Consider the following 16,820-nt stretch of genomic DNA (forward strand, 5'->3'; position numbering starts at 1 on the left):
GGCGGCATTATATCTGTTTATGGCCGGTTTGCCGCCAATTCCAGTGATTCGGGCTGCCATTGCGCGCCGAATGCTTGGAGGATTTTTTGTGCGGCGGGGTCGGCTTCGAGCAATGCTTGTGCTTTTTGCCTGTCTTCGGCTTGGACGCGCTTGTCCTGCATTGCGGGGGTTTCTCTGCCGGATTCGTCGTGCCAGTCTTGGGTTTGCAGGGTGAGTTGCAGCCCGTAGGCTTGGGCAAGGGTGTCGCGGATTTTGTCGAGGCGTTTTTTGTCGGCGGTGGCGCGTGCTTCGGCGGTCATTGCCAAAACCATCAGGCCGGTGTCGGGATGGTATTCCGTCCACGCGGAGTGTTGCGCCGGCATTTGCGCCGCGCCGAGTTTGCGGGCGAAATGCCGGACGATGGCTGCCCAGTTTTCGGTGGAAAACTCGGGCGGCGGGGCGGACGGCGTGTTGTTTTCGTCGTTGCTGCCTTCGTCGGCGTTGTTTTCTTCTTCCGCATCGGCAGGGGCGGCGTGTTCCCAATCCGGCGGCGGGATTTCTGCGCCGTCTTCCGGGGGGCAGTCATTATCCGGAAAGCCGTAACCGTAGAAAGGTTCTGCAGGGGCTTCGTGCGCAAATGCTTCCGTTTCAACGGCTTCATCATTCGGTGTTGCCTGAATGGGGTTTTCAGACGGCACTTCGGACAAGGAAGTCTCGGTTTCGTTGTCGGCTGCCTTGTTCTTGGAAACTTGATTGTCAGGCGATGTTTCGGCTTCGGATGCCGTCTGAACGGGCGTTTGGGTGGTTTCCGCTTCAGGGTGCGGTTGGGGCTTTTTTGCGGCGGTTTCCTTTTCGGCGGTTTGTGCCGATGGGGATTGAAGTTCGGTATTTTCAATCACGGCGTTTGCATCACACGATGCTGCTGCCAAGGGCGCAAACGCCAGCATACGCAGCAGGGTCATCATAAAGCCGGCGTATTCGTCGGGGGCGAGGCCCAGGTCGCGTTTGCCGTGGACGGCGATTTGGTAGTAAAGCTGGATTTGTTCGCCGCTTATGGTTTGGGCGAGGCGGTGCAAAATATCGGAATCGGGGTCGTCGTGCGCCAAGGCATTCGGCACTGCCTGTATCAGGGCGAGGTGTTGCAGCAGTATGGCGAGTTCGCCCAAGGCGTTGTCAAAGCCGACGGCACACGCCGCCATTTCCTGCGCTTTGGCGAGCAGGGCTGCGCCGTCTTGGTTGATGATGCCTGTCAGCAGTTCGTAAAGGTATTGTTTGTCAACCGCGCCGATCATTTGGCGGACATCGTTTTCGGCAACTTTGCCCGAACCTAGGGCGATGGCTTGGTCGAGCAGGCTCAAGGCATCGCGCATCGATCCGGCGGCGGCGCGTCCCAAAAGTTGCAGGGCGGGGGGGGCGTAGGTGATTTTTTCGCTGTCGAGGACGTGGGCGAGGTGGTCGGCAACCTGCTGCGCGGTCATATTGCGTAAGACAAATTGCAGGCAGCGGCTCAAGACGGTAACGGGGACTTTGTGCGGATCGGTCGTGGCAAGGATGAATTTGACGTGTTCGGGTGGCTCTTCCAGCGTTTTGAGCATAGCGTTGAACGCGCTTTTGGAAAGCATATGCACTTCGTCGATGATATAGACTTTGTATTTGCCGGCGGTCGGCGCGTATTGGGCGTTTTCCAATACTTCGCGGATGTTGTCGATGCCTGTGTTGGAAGCGGCATCGATTTCCAATAAATCTACATAGCGTCCGGCATCGATTTGGGTGCAGCTTTGGCACACGCCGCAAGGTTCGCCGTGTTGCGCGTTTTCGCAGTTGAGGCTTTTGGCAAGGATGCGGGCGATGGTGGTTTTGCCCACGCCGCGCGTACCGGTCAGCAGGTAGGCGTGGTGCAGCCTGCCTTCGTCCAAGGCATTTTGCAGGGCTTTGACGACGTGTTCCTGACCGACTAAGTCGGCAAAGGTTTTGGGCCGCCATTTTCGGGCGAGAACTTGATAGGCCATATTTTTCTCTTGGTTTCGGTCGTGATGTTTCTGTCGGTGCGTCGGAATGCCGTCTGAACGGCGGTCTCGGGCGGCGTATTCTAGCACTTTCGGTTTATTGTCCGCGCAAGAACAGTGCGTCCAATTCTTTCAAAGTCAGTTTGACCCAAGTCGGCCTGCCGTGGTTGCATTGGTTGCTGCGCGGCGTGTTTTCCATATCGCGCAGCAGCGCGTTCATTTCCGGCAGGGTAAGCCGGCGGCCGGCGCGGACGGAGCCGTGGCAGGACATAGTGGCGAGGATGCGGTTTTCGTGTTCTTCGATGGTTTGGCTGCTGCCGACTTGGGCGAGTTCGCCCAATACGTCTTTGGCGAGTGAGACGACGTCGGCTTTGCCGAGCATGGCGGGAACTGTGCGGACGGCAAGGGTATTGCCGCCCATGTCGGACAGTTCCAAGCCGAAGCCTGCCAGTGCATCAGCATGGTCGGCAAGGGCGGCGCATTCTTCGTGGGACGCGGCAAAGGTTACGGGAATAAGCAGGCGTTGGCTTTGCAGCCTGCCGTTTTCCTGACGTTGGCGTTTCATTTTTTCGTAGTTGACGCGTTCGGCGGCGGCGTGCATATCGATGAGCAGCAGGCTGTCTTCGGCTTGGGCAAGAATGTAGATGCCTAATAGTTGGGCAATGGCAAAACCGAGCGGCGGCAGTTCGGATTGGGACGGGATGCCGTCTGAAAGCGGCGTATCTGTTTGGGGAGCAGGCGTTTCAGACGGCATATTGCCGAAACGTGCCTGCTCGAATCGGCTTAACTCAAGGTCGATGTCGTCGGTTTTTTTGTAAAGTTCGGCGTAAGTATTCATTGCCGCGCGGCTTTCGCGCAGGGACAGGCTGCGTTGTTGCGGCGCATATGCGGACTGATAGGGCATGGGCGCGGTTTTGCCTGATGAACCAAAGGCATTGTGTGTATCTGATTTGTTGCCTGTCGGGTAGTTGGATACGCTATCAAACAGATTTTCGCTGTCGTTTTCAGACGGCATTGGGGTGGAGACAACGCCGGTAATGTCATGCAACACTTCGCCTGCGTTGCCGACGCTTTCGGTCAGGTTGGCGCGTGTGTCGGCAAGGGCTTTGTTGAGCGTGTGGAACACAAGTTGGTGCACCTGCTGACTGTCGCGGAAGCGGATTTCGGTTTTGGTCGGGTGGACGTTGACATCCACGGCTTCGGGCGGCAGGTCGAGGAAGAGGACGAAAGCAGGGGTGAGGGCGTTGTGCAATACGTCGCGGTATGCCTGTTTGACGGCGTGGAGCATCACTTTGTCGCGCACGAAGCGATGGTTGACGAAGCAGTATTGTTTGTCGGTTTTACCTTTGGCGAAAGTCGGTTTGGCAATCGCACCATAGAGCCGCAGCGCGCCGCTGCCGCTGTCGATTTCCAATGATGCCGTCTGAAAATCATCGCCGACAATGGCGGCGATACGTTCATGCAGGCTTTGTGCAGGGAGTTTGAACACTTGTTTGCCGTCGCGTTTGAGCGAGAAGGCAATGTGCGGATGCGCCAGCGCGAGGCGTTCGAGCATGGTGGCGCAGTGGGCGTATTCGGTGTTTTCGGATTTGAGGAACTTGCGCCGCGCGGGAGTGTTGAAGAAGAGTTCGGCGGCTTCGATGGTGGTGCCGACGGGGTGGGTGGCGGCGGTGGGGCTGCTGAGTTTGCCGTCTTCGGCTTTGACTTGGGTTGCGTGCGAACTGTCTTCTTGGCGGCTGGTCAGGGTCAGGCGGCTGACGGAGGCGATGCTTGCCAAGCCTTCGCCGCGAAAGCCCATGCTGGCAACGTGTTCCAAATCGTTTAAGGTTTTGATTTTGCTGGTGGCGTGGCGGTGGAGCGCAAGTTCGATGTCGTCCGGATGGATACCGCCGCCGTTGTCGCTGACGTGAATCAGGCGGATGCCGCCGCCGTCCAGCTCGACATCAATCGCCGTTGCGCCTGCATCGATACTGTTTTCAACGATTTCTTTCAAGGCGTTGGCAGGGCGTTCGACTACTTCGCCGGCGGCGATTTGGTTGACGAGATGGTCGGGCAGGGCGGCAATGCGTGGCATAAGGTAGGCTTCCGTTGCAAAAACGCTTTATTCTATAATAAAACCCCTTACTTTTCTGCCTGTATTCTTGATAAAAGCCGTTTATCCCGTTTGGAAAATACCAGTATAATCACGCCGTATCCCGTAAAATTGGAGCGCAAAGATGTATCACTACCAATCCGAAGCCACACAATTCCTCAACCGTCTGATTGAAGAAAAACCTGAGTTGGAACAGCAGCGTTTGGAAAACCGGGGGCTTTTGTGGGATGTCGAACTCAATCCCGAAGAACAGGAAAACTTCGAGGCGGCAAAAGTAGCGAAAAAACCTTATACCTATTACCAAGACTGAACCCGCCGAAATGACGACCCATCTGTCCAATGTCGCCCCCGACCTGCAAAACTATTTGAACGCCATCGGCGAACCCGAACATCCCGTTTTGACGCGGCTGCGTGAGAAGACCGGGCATCACCGTATGGGCAAAATGGCGATTGCGCGCGAACAGGCGGCGGTTTTGGTTTGGCTGGCAAAGCTGATTCGCGCGGAAAAATATCTGGAAATCGGCGTGTTTACCGGATACAGCAGCACCGCGCTTGCATTGGCGCTGCCCGAACACGGGCGGATTACCGCCTGTGACATCAATGTAACCTTTACCGATACGGCGCGTCAGGTTTGGAACGAGGCAGGCGTGGCACATAAAATCAGCCTGCACCTGCAACCTGCATTGCTGACATTGGATGATTTGATTGCACAGGGTGAAGCCGGAAGCTACGATTTGGCACTGATAGACGCAGACAAACCGCCCACGCCGCAATATTTCGAGCGTTGCCTCAAACTTGTCCGGCAAGGCGGCATCATCGCCATCGACAATATTTTGTTGAACGGAAGGGTGATGCGCGAAGCGGCTTCCGATGCGCCGCCCAGCGTCGGCATCCTCAAAGATTTCAATCAAAACCTGCCGAACGATACGCGGATTGTCCCCATCACCCTGCCCGTCGGCGACGGTTTGACCCTGCTTCTGAAAAAATAATGAAGACCAAATTACCGCTTTTTATCATTTGGCTGTCCGTATCCGCCGCCTGTTCTTCCCCTGTTTCCCGCAATATTCAGGATATGCGGCTCGAACCGCAGGCAGAGGCAGGTAGTTCGGACGCTATTCCCTATCCCGTTCCCACTCTGCAAGACCGTTTGGATTATCTGGAAGGCACACTCGTCCGCCTGTCGAACGAAGTGGAAACCTTAAACGGCAAAGTCAAAGCACTGGAGCATGCGAAAACACACCCTTCCAGCAGGGCATACGTCCAAAAACTCGACGACCGCAAGTTGAAAGAGCATTACCTCAATACCGAAGGCGGCAGCGCATCCGCACATACCGTCGAAACCGCACAAAACCTCTACAATCAGGCACTCAAACACTATAAAAGCGGCAGGTTTTCTGCCGCTGCCTCCCTGTTGAAAGGCGCGGACGGAGGCGACGGCGGCAGCATCGCGCAACGCAGTATGTACCTGTTGCTGCAAAGCAGGGCGCGTATGGGCAACTGCGAATCCGTCATCGAAATCGGAGGGCGTTACGCCAACCGTTTCAAAGACAGCCCAACCGCGCCTGAAGCCATGTTCAAAATCGGCGAATGCCAATACAGGCTTCAGCAAAAAGACATTGCAAGGGCGACTTGGCGCAGCCTGATACAGACCTATCCCGGCAGCCCGGCGGCAAAACGCGCCGCCGCAGCCGTGCGCAAACGATAGTTTTTCCATTTTTCCGCTTTTTACCCCATCCGCACCAAGGAGGATTTATGATACAAATCGGCATCATCATGGGCAGCAACAGCGATTGGCCCGTTATGCGGCAGGCAGCGCAGTTTCTTGAAGAGTTCGGCGTAGAATATGAGGCGCGCGTTGTTTCCGCACACCGCACCCCGGATTTGATGTTCCAATACGCCGAAACCGCACGGGCGCGCGGCATCAAAGCCATCATCGCGGGTGCGGGCGGCGCGGCGCATTTACCCGGTATGGTTGCCGCCAAGACCACCGTCCCCGTTTTGGGCGTACCCGTCCCCAGCAAATACCTGCGCGGCGAAGATTCGCTTTTATCGATTGTACAAATGCCCAAAGGCGTACCCGTCGCCACATTCGCCATCGGCGAGGCAGGCGCGGCAAATGCCGCATTGTTCGCCGTTTCCATGCTCGCCAACGAAACCCCCGAACTGGCGCAAAAACTGGCAGACTTCCGAGCCAAACAGGAACAGGCTGTTTTGAGTATGGAATTGGAACAGATTTAAAACCCGCCGTCCGCGAATATATAGTGGCTTAAATTTAAACCAGTACGGCGTTCCCTCGCCTTGCCGTACTATTTGTACTGTCTGCGGCTTCGTCGCCTTGTCCTGATTTTTGTTAATCCACTATACAAATGCCGTCTGAAGCCCTGTTTCGGGTTTCAGACGGCATTTTTGCGAACAACTTTTTATGCCTGTTCTTTTTGGCGCATTTTTTCTGCCATTAGTTCGTGCAGGGTTTTCTTCGCCGGTTTCATCGGCACGCGGTTTTGCGTCCAACCCAACTGTTTGCGCGGGGTCAGGTTGCGGAACTTGGTGGCTGCCCAACCGAAGGCGCGGTAGGTTTTGCTGCCGCTGAAAATACCGTTGAATGTGCGCCACGCCATTTGTTCGCCGAAGGTATGCGATGCGCCTTGCCCTCGGATGGGGTGCGGCACGGTTTCGGTCGGCGAACGTTGCGCTTCAACGCGCAAACGCTGCATTTGTTCGGTAATCGGGATGCGTACCGGACAGACTTCCACACACGCACCGCACATGGTACAGGCGGTCGGCAGATCGCGGGTGGCATCAAGACCCAACAGGTGAGGGGAAATAATCTCGCCAATCGGGCCGGGATAGGTTGTGCCGTATGCCGCGCCGCCGATGCGGGTATAAACCGGGCAATGGTTCATACACGCGCCGCAACGGATACATTGCAGGGTGCGGCGCATTTGGTCTTCGGCATAAGCCTGGCTGCGGCCGTTGTCGAGCAGAACCAAGTGCATTTCTTGCGGACCGTCTAATTCCTCACTGCGGCGCGGACCGGTAATCATGTTGAAATAAGTGGTAATGTTCTGACCGATGGCAGAACGCGGCAGCAGACTGTACAAGGGTGGAATATCCGACAGCTTGGCAACTACTTTTTCAATGCCGGTAATGGCGATATGCACGGGCGGAACGGTGGTACTCAAGCGACCGTTGCCTTCGTTTTCCACCAGACACAGCGTACCTGTTTCAGCAACGGCGAAGTTCACGCCACTCAAACCGACATCGGCAGTGCTGTAAATATCGCGCAGTGCTTTACGGGCGAAGCCGGTCAGTTGGTCTACGTCGTCCGTTAACGGTGTGCCGAGGTTTTGGTGGAACAGTTCGCTAACCTGTTCTTTGGTTTTATGGATTGCGGGCATCACGATATGGGTCGGTTTTTCACCTGCCATTTGGACGATGAACTCGCCCAAGTCGCTTTCCACCGCTTTAATGCCTTTTGCTTCAAGATAATGGTTCAGCTCGATTTCCTCGCTGACCATCGATTTGCCTTTGACCATCAGCTTGCCGTTTTTGGCTGTGATGATGTCGTGGATGATTTCGCAGGCTTCGGCCGGTGTTTCCGCCCAGTGTACTTTTACGCCCAACTTGGTCAGGTTTTCTTCCAGCTGCTCCAGCAGGGCAGGCAATTTAGACAATGAGCGCTGACGGACGTGTTCGCACAAATCGCGCAAGCTTTGCAGCTCTTCTTCGTCGGTCAAAACAGCTTTGCGTTTGGTCATCAGCATATCCATCGCGGTACGCAGGCTTTTACGCAAAGGCTTGTCTTGAAGGGAAATTGCGGCGTTTTGCTTGAAAGTTTCCGGCTTCATGTGAAATTTGATGGTTTGCGTAGTCATGCGTTTTCCTCCAAATCGGTAGGGGAAATGTGGTCGGGCAGGATGGCGAGGATAACCAAATCACGCGGACCGTGCGCGCCGTAAGCAAGCGTCAGTTGGATGTCTGCGGTTTTGGACGGACCGGAAATCAGGAATACATTGGTCGGCATACCGTTTTCCACCAGTTTTTCGCCTTCGACGGCATTATGAAACTCGTTGTACATCTTGGACGTATCGAACAGGCAGAAATGCACGGGCGGAACGAGACTCAAAGTACGCGGTTCTTCGGGGCTGGAAAACAGCATCAGCGTGCCGGTGCGGGCGATGCCGCATTGCGCGCCGCTGAAGCCCGCATTGATGTTCGTGAAAAACTCGGTTTTCCAAGTATCGATTTCGCGCTCGAAGACAATCGGTTCGATATTGCTGCCCGCCAATGCGGCACGGGCAATTTGTCCGTGTTCGGTCGCCAAGGGCAGCAGGATGTTTTTCAAACCCTTGCCTTCTGCCGCTTCGCGGAAAACCTGCATCCAATTGCTTTTCGTCACCCAATAAATTTCGGTTTTGACCGCGCGCATTGCGGCAGCCCAATGTTTCAGACGCTCGGCTTCGCTGTCCCAAGAAACGCCCTTTTCGCGGTAATAATCGAAAACCGCAGGCTCTTCCATCGGCAAGGCATCGGCTTTTTTCAGTTTTGCCAAAATATTTTCGCGCGCGCTCATGCTTTGCCTCCGGTGCGTTCCAACAAGAAGGATGCGATATGTTTCGGACGCGGCATATCCGGCTCGTCCTTGGCGATTTTGCCGCCGATGTTCATCATACAGCCGCAGTCCGCGCTGATGATTTCGGTTGCGCCGGTTTCTTTCAGCGCGGCGACTTTGTCTGTTACCATTGCGCCGGAAATATCGGCTTGTTTGACGGAGAATGTGCCGCCGAAGCCGCAACATTCGCTTTCGTGGTCGTGGACGATGCGTTCGACGTTTTCCATACCGTCAATCAGTTGCCAGCCTGAAAGATGGACATTCATTTCGCGGCGGGCGGCGCAGGAAGTGTGAACGGCGACTTTGAGCGGTTCGCCCTTGTCTTCGGGTTTGAAACCGATGGCAAGCAGGAAATGGGTAAACTCGATGATGCGGCCGGCGCAATCCACAGCCCTTTCCTCGTACTCGCTGCCTTTAAACAGCGTCGGCCAATGGTGTTTCATCATACCGCCGCACGAACCGGACGGTACGACAATCGGCCAGTTTTCGGGGAAAAGGTCAAGTTGCGCTTTGGCGACATCGAAGGCTTCGGTCGGATGGCCGGATGAATAGGCAGGCTGGCCGCAGCAGCTTTGCGCCATCGGGAAATGGACGCGTATGCCCTGCTGCTCGATTAGGGCAATGGCATCCATGCCTGCTTCGGGCATAAAAAGATCAAGGACGCAAGTGCCGAAAAAATAGACATCGGTCGGATTGCTGTCGTATCGGATGATTTTTGGGGGAATGGTTGCGCTCATGTTTTTTGATAACGGGAAACCCGTTTTTTTCTGTAGAAAGGTAAGCGTTTACTTTAAGTAATTGACTGTTGCGGGTCAAGTCTAATTTTAAAAAATAATCCGGTTTTTCTTACAAACTACCCCATAACGCTTACTGTACCTTAATCTGATGTTTTTCGATAATAATTATCATTACAATGCAATACCGGTTCGTTTGCTTGTGAACATTCAAGATGCCGACTCTGACGGCATTCAGACAGCGTCTGAAAACAATAACGGCACAAGGATGGGGTACAATCGCCCTATGGAAAAAAACACCCTATCCGCCCGCGCACCATCCCCTTGGCTGCCGCTTCTGCTGGCAATTGCCATTTTTATGCAGATGTTGGATGCGACCATTTTAAATACCGCACTGCCTGAAATTGCCACCGACCTGGACGAATCGCCTCTAGATATGCAACTGGCAGTCGTTGCCTATACGCTGACGGTTGCCCTGCTGATTCCTTTGAGCGGTTATTTGGCGGACAGGTTCGGAACGAAAAAAGTCTTTTTCGGTTCGATTGCCGTTTTTATGCTCGGATCGGCATTGTGCGCCGCATCGGGTTCGCTGTTTGAATTGACGCTTTCCCGTGTCGTTCAGGGCATCGGCGGTTCGATGCTGGTTCCGATACCGCGTCTGACCATCTTGCGTGTGTACGACAAGTCCAAGCTGCTCAATGCCATCAATTATGCGGTTATGCCCGCATTAATCGGGCCGGTTTTAGGGCCTTTGGCGGGCGGTTATTTGGTCGAATACGCTTCGTGGCACTGGATTTTCCTGCTCAACCTGCCCATCGGTCTGCTGGGTTTCATATTGGGACGCAACATCATGCCCGATATTAAAGGCAGTAATATCTCTTTAGACTTCAAAGGTTATCTGATTTTTTCTGCCGCCGCGTGCCTCTTGTTACTTTCGGCAGAAAGCCTGTCGCACGCGCTGCCTCCGTATTTTGCACTGTTGCCGCTGTGCGGCGGACTGCTGTTTGCACGCCGTTATTTCCGACATATGAAAACCGCGTCCAAACCGATTTATTCCGCCGACCTGTTTCTGATACGCACTTTCCGTCTGGGACTGGCGGGCAATCTGTTCAGCCGTCTCGGCATCAGCTCGATTCCTTTTCTGATGCCCCTGATGTTTCAAGTCGCTTTCGGCTTCGGCGCAAGCCTGTCGGGTTGGCTGGTCGCCCCCGTCGCCCTGTCTTCGCTGCTGGTCAAACCGCTGATTGCACCGCTCATGAAACGTTTCGGCTACCGCACGGTACTGCTTTGGAACACCAAGCTGCTTGCCGCCTTCATCATGCTGCTCGCCCTGCCTGATGGAAACTCGCCGCTGTGGATTTGGATTTTCCTCTCGCTGGCGATCGGCGCGTGCAACTCCCTACAGTTTTCTGCCATGAACACACTGACCCTCGCCGATTTGCGCCCGCAACAGACCGGCAGCGGCAACAGCCTGATGGCGGTCAACCAACAGCTTGCCATCAGCATGGGCATTGTTGTCGGCGCATTAATCCTTAAAAACTGGACATTTCTGATACCGGCTTCTTCAGGTCTGCATTCCGCCTTCCGTATGACCCTGCTCAGTATCGGCGGCATTACCCTTGCCTCGTCGTTGGTTTTCAAGCGTCTGCACGTTTCAGACGGTGCAAACCTGACACGGAACACACCGTCCTAAAGCGGTCCGCACGCAAAACTTTTACCCGTTTCAACGTTTGGATTATGATGCCGCACTTCCATGCGCGCCAACCCCAAAACACAGGCAATGCCGTCTGAAACCATATCCCTGATGAAAACACGCAGCCTAATTTCCCTTTTATGCCTCCTTCTCTGTTCATGTTCTTCATGGTTGCCCCCACTGGAAGAACGGACGGAAAGCCGTCATTTCAATACTTCCAAACCCGTCCGCCTGGACAACATCCTGCAAATCCGGCACACCCCTCATACCAACGGGCTATCCGATATCTATCTGCTGAACGACCCCCACGAAGCCTTTGCCGCCCGCGCCGCCCTTATCGAATCTGCCGAACACAGCCTCGATTTGCAATACTACATCTGGCGCAACGACATTTCCGGCCGACTGCTGTTCAACCTGATGTACCTTGCCGCAGAACGCGGTGTGCGCGTACGCCTGCTGTTGGACGACAACAACACGCGCGGATTGGACGACCTCCTGCTCGCCCTCGACAGCCATCCCAATATCGAAGTGCGCCTGTTCAACCCTTTCGTCTTCCGCAAATGGCGCGCACTCGGCTACCTGACTGACTTCCCCCGCCTCAACCGCCGCATGCACAACAAATCCTTTACCGCCGACAACCGCGCCACCATACTCGGCGGACGCAATATCGGCGACGAATACTTCAAAGTCGGTGAGGACACCGTTTTCGCCGACCTGGATATCCTCGCTACCGGCAGCGTCGTCGGCGAAGTATCGCACGACTTCGACCGCTACTGGGCAAGCCATTCCGCCCACAACGCCACGCGCATCATCCGCAGCGGCAACATCGGCAAGGGTCTTCAAGCACTCGGATACAACGACGAAACGTCCAGACACGCGCTCCTGCGCTACCGCGAAACCGTCGAACAGTCGCCCCTCTACCAAAAAATACAGGCAGGACGCATCGACTGGCAGAGCGTCCAAACCCGCCTCATCAGCGACGACCCTGCAAAAGGACTCGACCGCAACCGCCGTAAACCGCCGATTGCCGGGCGGCTGCAAGACGCGCTCAAACAGCCCGAAAAAAGCGTCTATCTGGTTTCACCCTATTTCGTCCCCACAAAATCCGGCACAGACGCACTGGCAAAACTGGTGCAGGACGGCATAGACGTTACCGTTCTGACCAACTCGCTACAGGCGACCGACGTTGCCGCCGTCCATTCCGGCTATGTCAAATACCGAAAACCGCTGCTCAAAGCCGGCATCAAACTCTACGAGCTGCAACCCAACCATGCCGTCCCTGCCACAAAAGACAAAGGCCTGACCGGCAGCTCCGTAACCAGCCTGCATGCCAAAACCTTCATTGTGGACGGCAAACGCATCTTCATCGGCTCATTCAACCTCGACCCCCGTTCCGCACGGCTCAATACTGAAATGGGCGTTGTTATCGAAAGCCCCAAAATCGCAGAACAGATGGAGCGCACCCTTGCCGATACCACACCCGAATACGCCTACCGCGTTACTCTCGACAGGCACAACCGCCTGCAATGGCACGATCCCGCCACCCGAAAAACCTACCCGAACGAACCCGAAGCCAAACTTTGGAAACGCATCGCCGCAAAAATCCTATCCCTGCTGCCCATAGAAAGTTTATTATAGAAATATAGTGGATTAATAAAAACCAGTACGGCGTTGCCTCGCCTTAGCTCAAAGAGAACGATTCTCTAAGGTGCTGAAGCACCAAGTGAATCGGTTCCGTACTATTTGTACTGTCTGCGGCTTCGTCGCCTTGTCCTGATTTTTATTAATCCACTATACCGTCTGAAACACCTTCAGACGGCATATCCGAACCCGCAAAGGAAAAACCATGTTTCCCCCCGACAAAACCCTTTTCCTCTGTCTCAGCGCACTGCTCCTCGCCTCATGCGGCACGACCTCCGGCAAACACCGCCAACCGAAACCCAAACAGACAGTCCGGCAAATCCAAGCCGTCCGCATCAGCCACATCGACCGCACACAAGGCTCGCAGGAACTCATGCTCCACAGCCTCGGACTCATCGGCACGCCCTACAAATGGGGCGGCAGCAGCACCGCAACCGGCTTCGATTGCAGCGGCATGATTCAATTCGTTTACAAAAACGCCCTCAACGTCAAGCTGCCGCGCACCGCCCGCGACATGGCGGCGGCAAGCCGCAAAATCCCCGACAGCCGCCTTAAGGCCGGCGACCTCGTATTCTTCAACACCGGCGGCGCACACCGCTACTCACACGTCGGACTCTATATCGGCAACGGCGAATTCATCCATGCCCCCAGCAGCGGCAAAACCATCAAAACCGAAAAACTCTCCACACCGTTTTACGCCAAAAACTACCTCGGCGCACATACTTTCTTTACAGAATGAGCCGCCCGCCGCGCCGCGCCGGAATCGCGGCAAAATGCCGCCTTATTCCGCTGTTTCGGTCAGCGATGAGAACACGTCGAAATAAGTCGGGAAGGTTTTGTGGGTGCATTTCGGATCGTTGATGACGACGGGTACGTCCAACAGCGAAACCAGCGAGAAACACATTGCCATGCGGTGGTCGTCGTAAGTGTCGATGACGGCGTCGGGTGTCGGCGTTTCGGGCGGGGTGATGTGAATTGCTTCGGCTTCTTCGGCGACTTTTGCACCGAGTTTGCGCAACTCGTTCGCCATTGCGGCAATGCGGTCGGTCTCTTTGACGCGCCACGAACCGATGTTGCGAAGCGTGCAGGTTTGCCCTGTAGCAAGCGCGACGACGGCGAGGGTCATGGCGGCATCGGGGATATGGTTTGCATCCAAATCAAAGGCTTGGACGGCACGTTCTTTCGGGCGCGAGACTTCGACGAAGTTTTCGCCCCAAACCACGTCCGCACCGATTTTTTCCAGCTCGCAGGCAAAGGCGACATCGCCCTGTATGCTGTTTGCGCCGATACCGGTAACGCGGACGGGCGTGGCGGCAATCAAACCGGCTGCGAGGAAGTAGGACGCGCTGGAGGCATCGCCTTCGACGTGCAAGTGTTCGGGCGCGTGGTAGTGCGCATCGGCGGGAATTTTGAAGACGCGGTAGCCTTCATTGATAACCTGTACGCCGAATTGCGCCATCAGTTTTAAAGTAATGTCGATATAGGGCTTGGAAATTAACTCGCCGACCATACGGATTTCAAACGCCTGCCCGGTCAGCGGCAACGCCATTAAAAGGGCGGTCAGAAACTGGCTGGATACATTGCCTTTAATCGGAATCACGCGCTCGCCGTTGTCTTGGCGTTCGCCGATATGAAGCGGCGGATAGTGTTCCTTGCCGAGATATTCGACATCGGCGCCGGCAATCCGCAGTGCATCGGCCAAATCGCCGATGGGGCGTTCGTGCATACGCGCAACGCCGTGCAGGCGATAATCGCCGCCCAAAACGGCAAGCGCGGCGGTCAGCGGGCGGAACGCCGTGCCCGCGTTGCCCAAAAACAAATCGGCAGTGCGGTTGGGGAAGCGTCCGCCTGTGCCGTGCACTTTCAGACGGTCTTCGGCAAGATATTCGATTTCAACGCCGAGTTTATCGAGTGCTTCGAGCATACGGTCGGTATCGTCGGATTTGAGCAGGGAATGGATTTCGCAAGCATTGTCGGACAAGGCGGCAAGCAGCAGGGTGCGGTTGCTGATGCTTTTGGAGCCGGGCAGGGCGACAGTGGAAGGTTTGAGCGAGGCGGCAGGGAGGCGGAGGGATTCGGTCATGGCAAAACGTAAATATAAAGATAAAAACAGCCTGCATTATACTGGTGCAAATGCCGTCTGAAAAATCTCAGGTTTGGCATTTTCGGTTTTAAAGTCCGTGAATATGGTTTTTTGTGCCGAAAATTGATTATTTTTAAATTTTTTGTTTCTAAAATTTTTTTGCCGGCATATTTTCGGCTTTTGTTGCGGACATAGCGTGTTTGCGGACGGCACGGCACGATTGCCAATTTCATAGAATTTGGTAGAATAGCCGCTGTTCAACGACAGACAAGCCGCCGATTTTCCGGGCGGCTTGTGTTTTTATTTTAATATCCGGACGCACAAAACAAGACGGTATGCGGTATGTTTGCTGCCGCAAACCGGTGTGCCGGAATATGGAGAAAAAAGACCGATGCAAAAAATCCCCCTGACCGTACGCGGTGCGGAATTGCTGAAACAGGAATTGCAGCAGCTTAAAAGCGTGGCGCGCCCCGAAGTGATCGAAGCGATTGCTGAAGCCAGATCGCACGGCGATTTGTCCGAAAACGCCGAATATGAAGCCGCCAAAGAACGCCAAGGCTTTATCGAAGGCCGCATTTCCGAGCTGGAACACAAACTTTCCGTTGCCCACATCATCAATCCGACCGAAATCCACGCCGAAGGCAAAATCGTGTTCGGTACGACGGTTACGCTGGAAGATTTGGAAACGGAAGAACACGTTACCTACCAAATTGTCGGCGAAGACGAAGCGGATATCAAACAGGGCAAAATCTATGTCGGCTCACCGATTGCCCGCGCCTTAATCGGCAAGGAAGAGGGCGATACGGCGGAAGTCCAAGCCCCGGGCGGCGTGCGCGAATACGACATTATCGAAGTCCGATATATTTGATTCGGCTTGATTTCGATACACCCGACACACGCAGGAAATTATAGTGGATTAATAAAAATCAGGACAAGGCGACGAAGCCGAAGACAGTACAGATAGTACGGAATCGATTCACTTGGTGCTTGAGCACCTTAGAGAATCGTTCTCTTTGAGCTAAGGCGAGGCAACGCCGTACCGGTTTTTGTTCATCCACTATAACAGCAACCCTGTCGCCGTCATTCCCGCAAAAGCGGGAATCTAGGACGCAGGGTTAAGAAAACCTGCATCCCGTCATTCCTCAAAAACAGAAAACCAAAATCAGAAACCTAAAATCCCGTCATTCCCGCAAAAGCGGGAATCCAAACTTGTCCGCACGGAAACTTATCGGATAAAACGGTTTCTTAGATTCCACGTTCTAGATTCCCGCCTGCGCGGGAATGACGGCAGAACGGTTTCTGTTTTTTCCGATAAATTCTTGAGGCATTGAAATTCTAGATTCCCGCCTGCGCGGGAATGACGATTCATAAGTTTCCCGAAATTCCAACATAACCGAAACCTGACAGTAACCGTAGCAACTGAACCGTCATTCCCACCACTTTTCGTCATTCCCGCAAAAGCGGGAATCCAGTCCGTTCAGTTTCGGTCATTTCCGATAAATTCCTGCTGCTTTTCATTTCTAGATTCCCACTTTCGTGGGAATGACGGCGGAAGGGTTTTGGTTTTTTCCGATAAATTCTTGAGGCATTGAAATTCTAGATTCCCGCCTGCGCGGGAATGACGATTCATAAGTTTCCCGAAATTCCAACATAACCGAAACCTGACAGTAACCGTAGCAACTGAACCGTCATTCCCGCCACTTTTCGTCATTCCCGCGAAAGCGGGAATCTAGAATCTCGGACTTTCAGATAATCTTTGAATATTGCTGTTGTTCTAAGGTCTAGATTCCCGCCTGCGCGGGAATGACGAATCCATCCGTACGGAAACCTGCACCGCGTCATTCCCACGAACCCACATCCCGTCATTACCACGCAGGCGGGAATCTAGGACGCAGGGTTAAGAAAACCTACATCCCGTCATTCCTCAAAAACAGAAAACCAAAATCAGAAACCTAAAATCCCGTCATTCCCGCGCAGGCG

The 16,820-nt window shown here is 54.5% G+C and carries 14 protein-coding genes and 1 other annotated feature; of the genes, 8 read left to right on the forward strand and 6 right to left on the reverse strand.

From position 1 onward, the window contains the following. Positions 1–17: 17 nt before the first annotated feature. A complete protein-coding gene (gene dnaX, locus IUJ45_RS10515; RefSeq protein WP_002249397.1) occupies positions 18–1,988 on the reverse strand; it encodes a DNA polymerase III subunit gamma/tau in 1,971 nt (656 codons plus the stop codon). Next, positions 760–799, reverse strand: a sequence feature (This ribosomal frameshift element is known only in the genus Neisseria.). Its footprint overlaps the gene before it by 40 nt. A 94-nt stretch (positions 1,989–2,082) precedes the next feature. Continuing rightward, entirely contained in the window at positions 2,083–4,059 is a 1,977-nt protein-coding gene (gene mutL / locus IUJ45_RS10520) for a DNA mismatch repair endonuclease MutL (RefSeq protein ID WP_002239880.1), read from the reverse strand. A gap of 142 nt (positions 4,060–4,201) precedes the next feature. Here mutL and IUJ45_RS10525 point away from each other — a divergent pair, with 142 nt between their 5' ends. The 4 genes from IUJ45_RS10525 to purE are packed head-to-tail and all read left to right on the forward strand — an operon-like array spanning position 4,202 to position 6,315. Continuing rightward, positions 4,202–4,387, forward strand: a complete 186-nt coding sequence (locus IUJ45_RS10525; RefSeq protein ID WP_002216929.1) for a DUF3460 family protein — start codon at positions 4,202–4,204, stop codon at positions 4,385–4,387. Between the two features lie 10 nt (positions 4,388–4,397). Continuing rightward, positions 4,398–5,066 (forward strand): class I SAM-dependent methyltransferase, encoded by a 669-nt coding sequence (locus IUJ45_RS10530; protein WP_002239889.1) that lies wholly within the window; start codon positions 4,398–4,400, stop codon positions 5,064–5,066. Then, positions 5,066–5,782, forward strand: coding sequence for a tetratricopeptide repeat protein (locus IUJ45_RS10535; protein WP_002246266.1), 717 nt, complete (start codon positions 5,066–5,068; stop codon positions 5,780–5,782). Before IUJ45_RS10530 ends, IUJ45_RS10535 begins: the two co-directional genes overlap by 1 nt. 47 nt (positions 5,783–5,829) lie before the next feature. Next, complete coding sequence (gene purE, locus IUJ45_RS10540) at positions 5,830–6,315, forward strand: 5-(carboxyamino)imidazole ribonucleotide mutase (RefSeq protein ID WP_002234037.1); 486 nt, start codon at positions 5,830–5,832, stop codon at positions 6,313–6,315. A gap of 182 nt (positions 6,316–6,497) precedes the next feature. Here purE and IUJ45_RS10545 read toward each other — a convergent pair whose 3' ends face one another. Genes IUJ45_RS10545 through IUJ45_RS10555 form a run of 3 tightly spaced genes read right to left on the reverse strand, consistent with a single transcriptional unit; the run spans position 6,498 to position 9,426 of the window. Next, positions 6,498–7,952 carry a LutB/LldF family L-lactate oxidation iron-sulfur protein gene (locus tag IUJ45_RS10545; protein ID WP_002219079.1) on the reverse strand — a complete coding sequence of 485 codons (1,455 nt, stop codon included), beginning with the start codon at positions 7,950–7,952 and terminating at the stop codon, positions 6,498–6,500. Continuing rightward, the gene (locus IUJ45_RS10550; RefSeq protein ID WP_002246265.1) at positions 7,949–8,650 is read right to left on the reverse strand and encodes a LutC/YkgG family protein; all 702 of its coding nucleotides are present in this window, start codon (positions 8,648–8,650) and stop codon (positions 7,949–7,951) included. Before IUJ45_RS10550 ends, IUJ45_RS10545 begins: the two co-directional genes overlap by 4 nt. Then, entirely contained in the window at positions 8,647–9,426 is a 780-nt protein-coding gene (locus IUJ45_RS10555; protein WP_002213040.1) for a (Fe-S)-binding protein, read from the reverse strand. Before IUJ45_RS10555 ends, IUJ45_RS10550 begins: the two co-directional genes overlap by 4 nt. A gap of 283 nt (positions 9,427–9,709) precedes the next feature. Here IUJ45_RS10555 and IUJ45_RS10560 point away from each other — a divergent pair, with 283 nt between their 5' ends. From IUJ45_RS10560 to IUJ45_RS10570, 3 genes are all read left to right on the forward strand, one after another. Next, positions 9,710–11,116, forward strand: a complete 1,407-nt coding sequence (locus IUJ45_RS10560) for an MFS transporter (RefSeq protein WP_002246263.1) — start codon at positions 9,710–9,712, stop codon at positions 11,114–11,116. A 111-nt stretch (positions 11,117–11,227) separates the two neighbouring features. Beyond that, positions 11,228–12,754 (forward strand): phospholipase D family protein, encoded by a 1,527-nt coding sequence (locus IUJ45_RS10565; RefSeq protein WP_082308705.1) that lies wholly within the window; start codon positions 11,228–11,230, stop codon positions 12,752–12,754. Positions 12,755–12,962: 208 nt separating this feature from the next. Further along, positions 12,963–13,496, forward strand: coding sequence for a C40 family peptidase (locus IUJ45_RS10570; protein ID WP_002219084.1), 534 nt, complete (start codon positions 12,963–12,965; stop codon positions 13,494–13,496). 42 nt (positions 13,497–13,538) lie between these two features. On the opposite strand, the gene aroA is transcribed toward IUJ45_RS10570, so the two are convergent. Next, positions 13,539–14,840 carry a 3-phosphoshikimate 1-carboxyvinyltransferase gene (aroA, locus tag IUJ45_RS10575; protein WP_002235006.1) on the reverse strand — a complete coding sequence of 434 codons (1,302 nt, stop codon included), beginning with the start codon at positions 14,838–14,840 and terminating at the stop codon, positions 13,539–13,541. 391 nt (positions 14,841–15,231) lie between these two features. Here aroA and greA point away from each other — a divergent pair, with 391 nt between their 5' ends. Beyond that, positions 15,232–15,708, forward strand: a complete 477-nt coding sequence (greA, locus tag IUJ45_RS10580) for a transcription elongation factor GreA (RefSeq protein WP_002216944.1) — start codon at positions 15,232–15,234, stop codon at positions 15,706–15,708. The last annotated feature ends 1,112 nt before the right edge of the window (positions 15,709–16,820 follow it).

Source organism: Neisseria meningitidis, from assembly GCF_022869645.1.
Lineage (GTDB): Bacteria > Pseudomonadota > Gammaproteobacteria > Burkholderiales > Neisseriaceae > Neisseria > Neisseria meningitidis.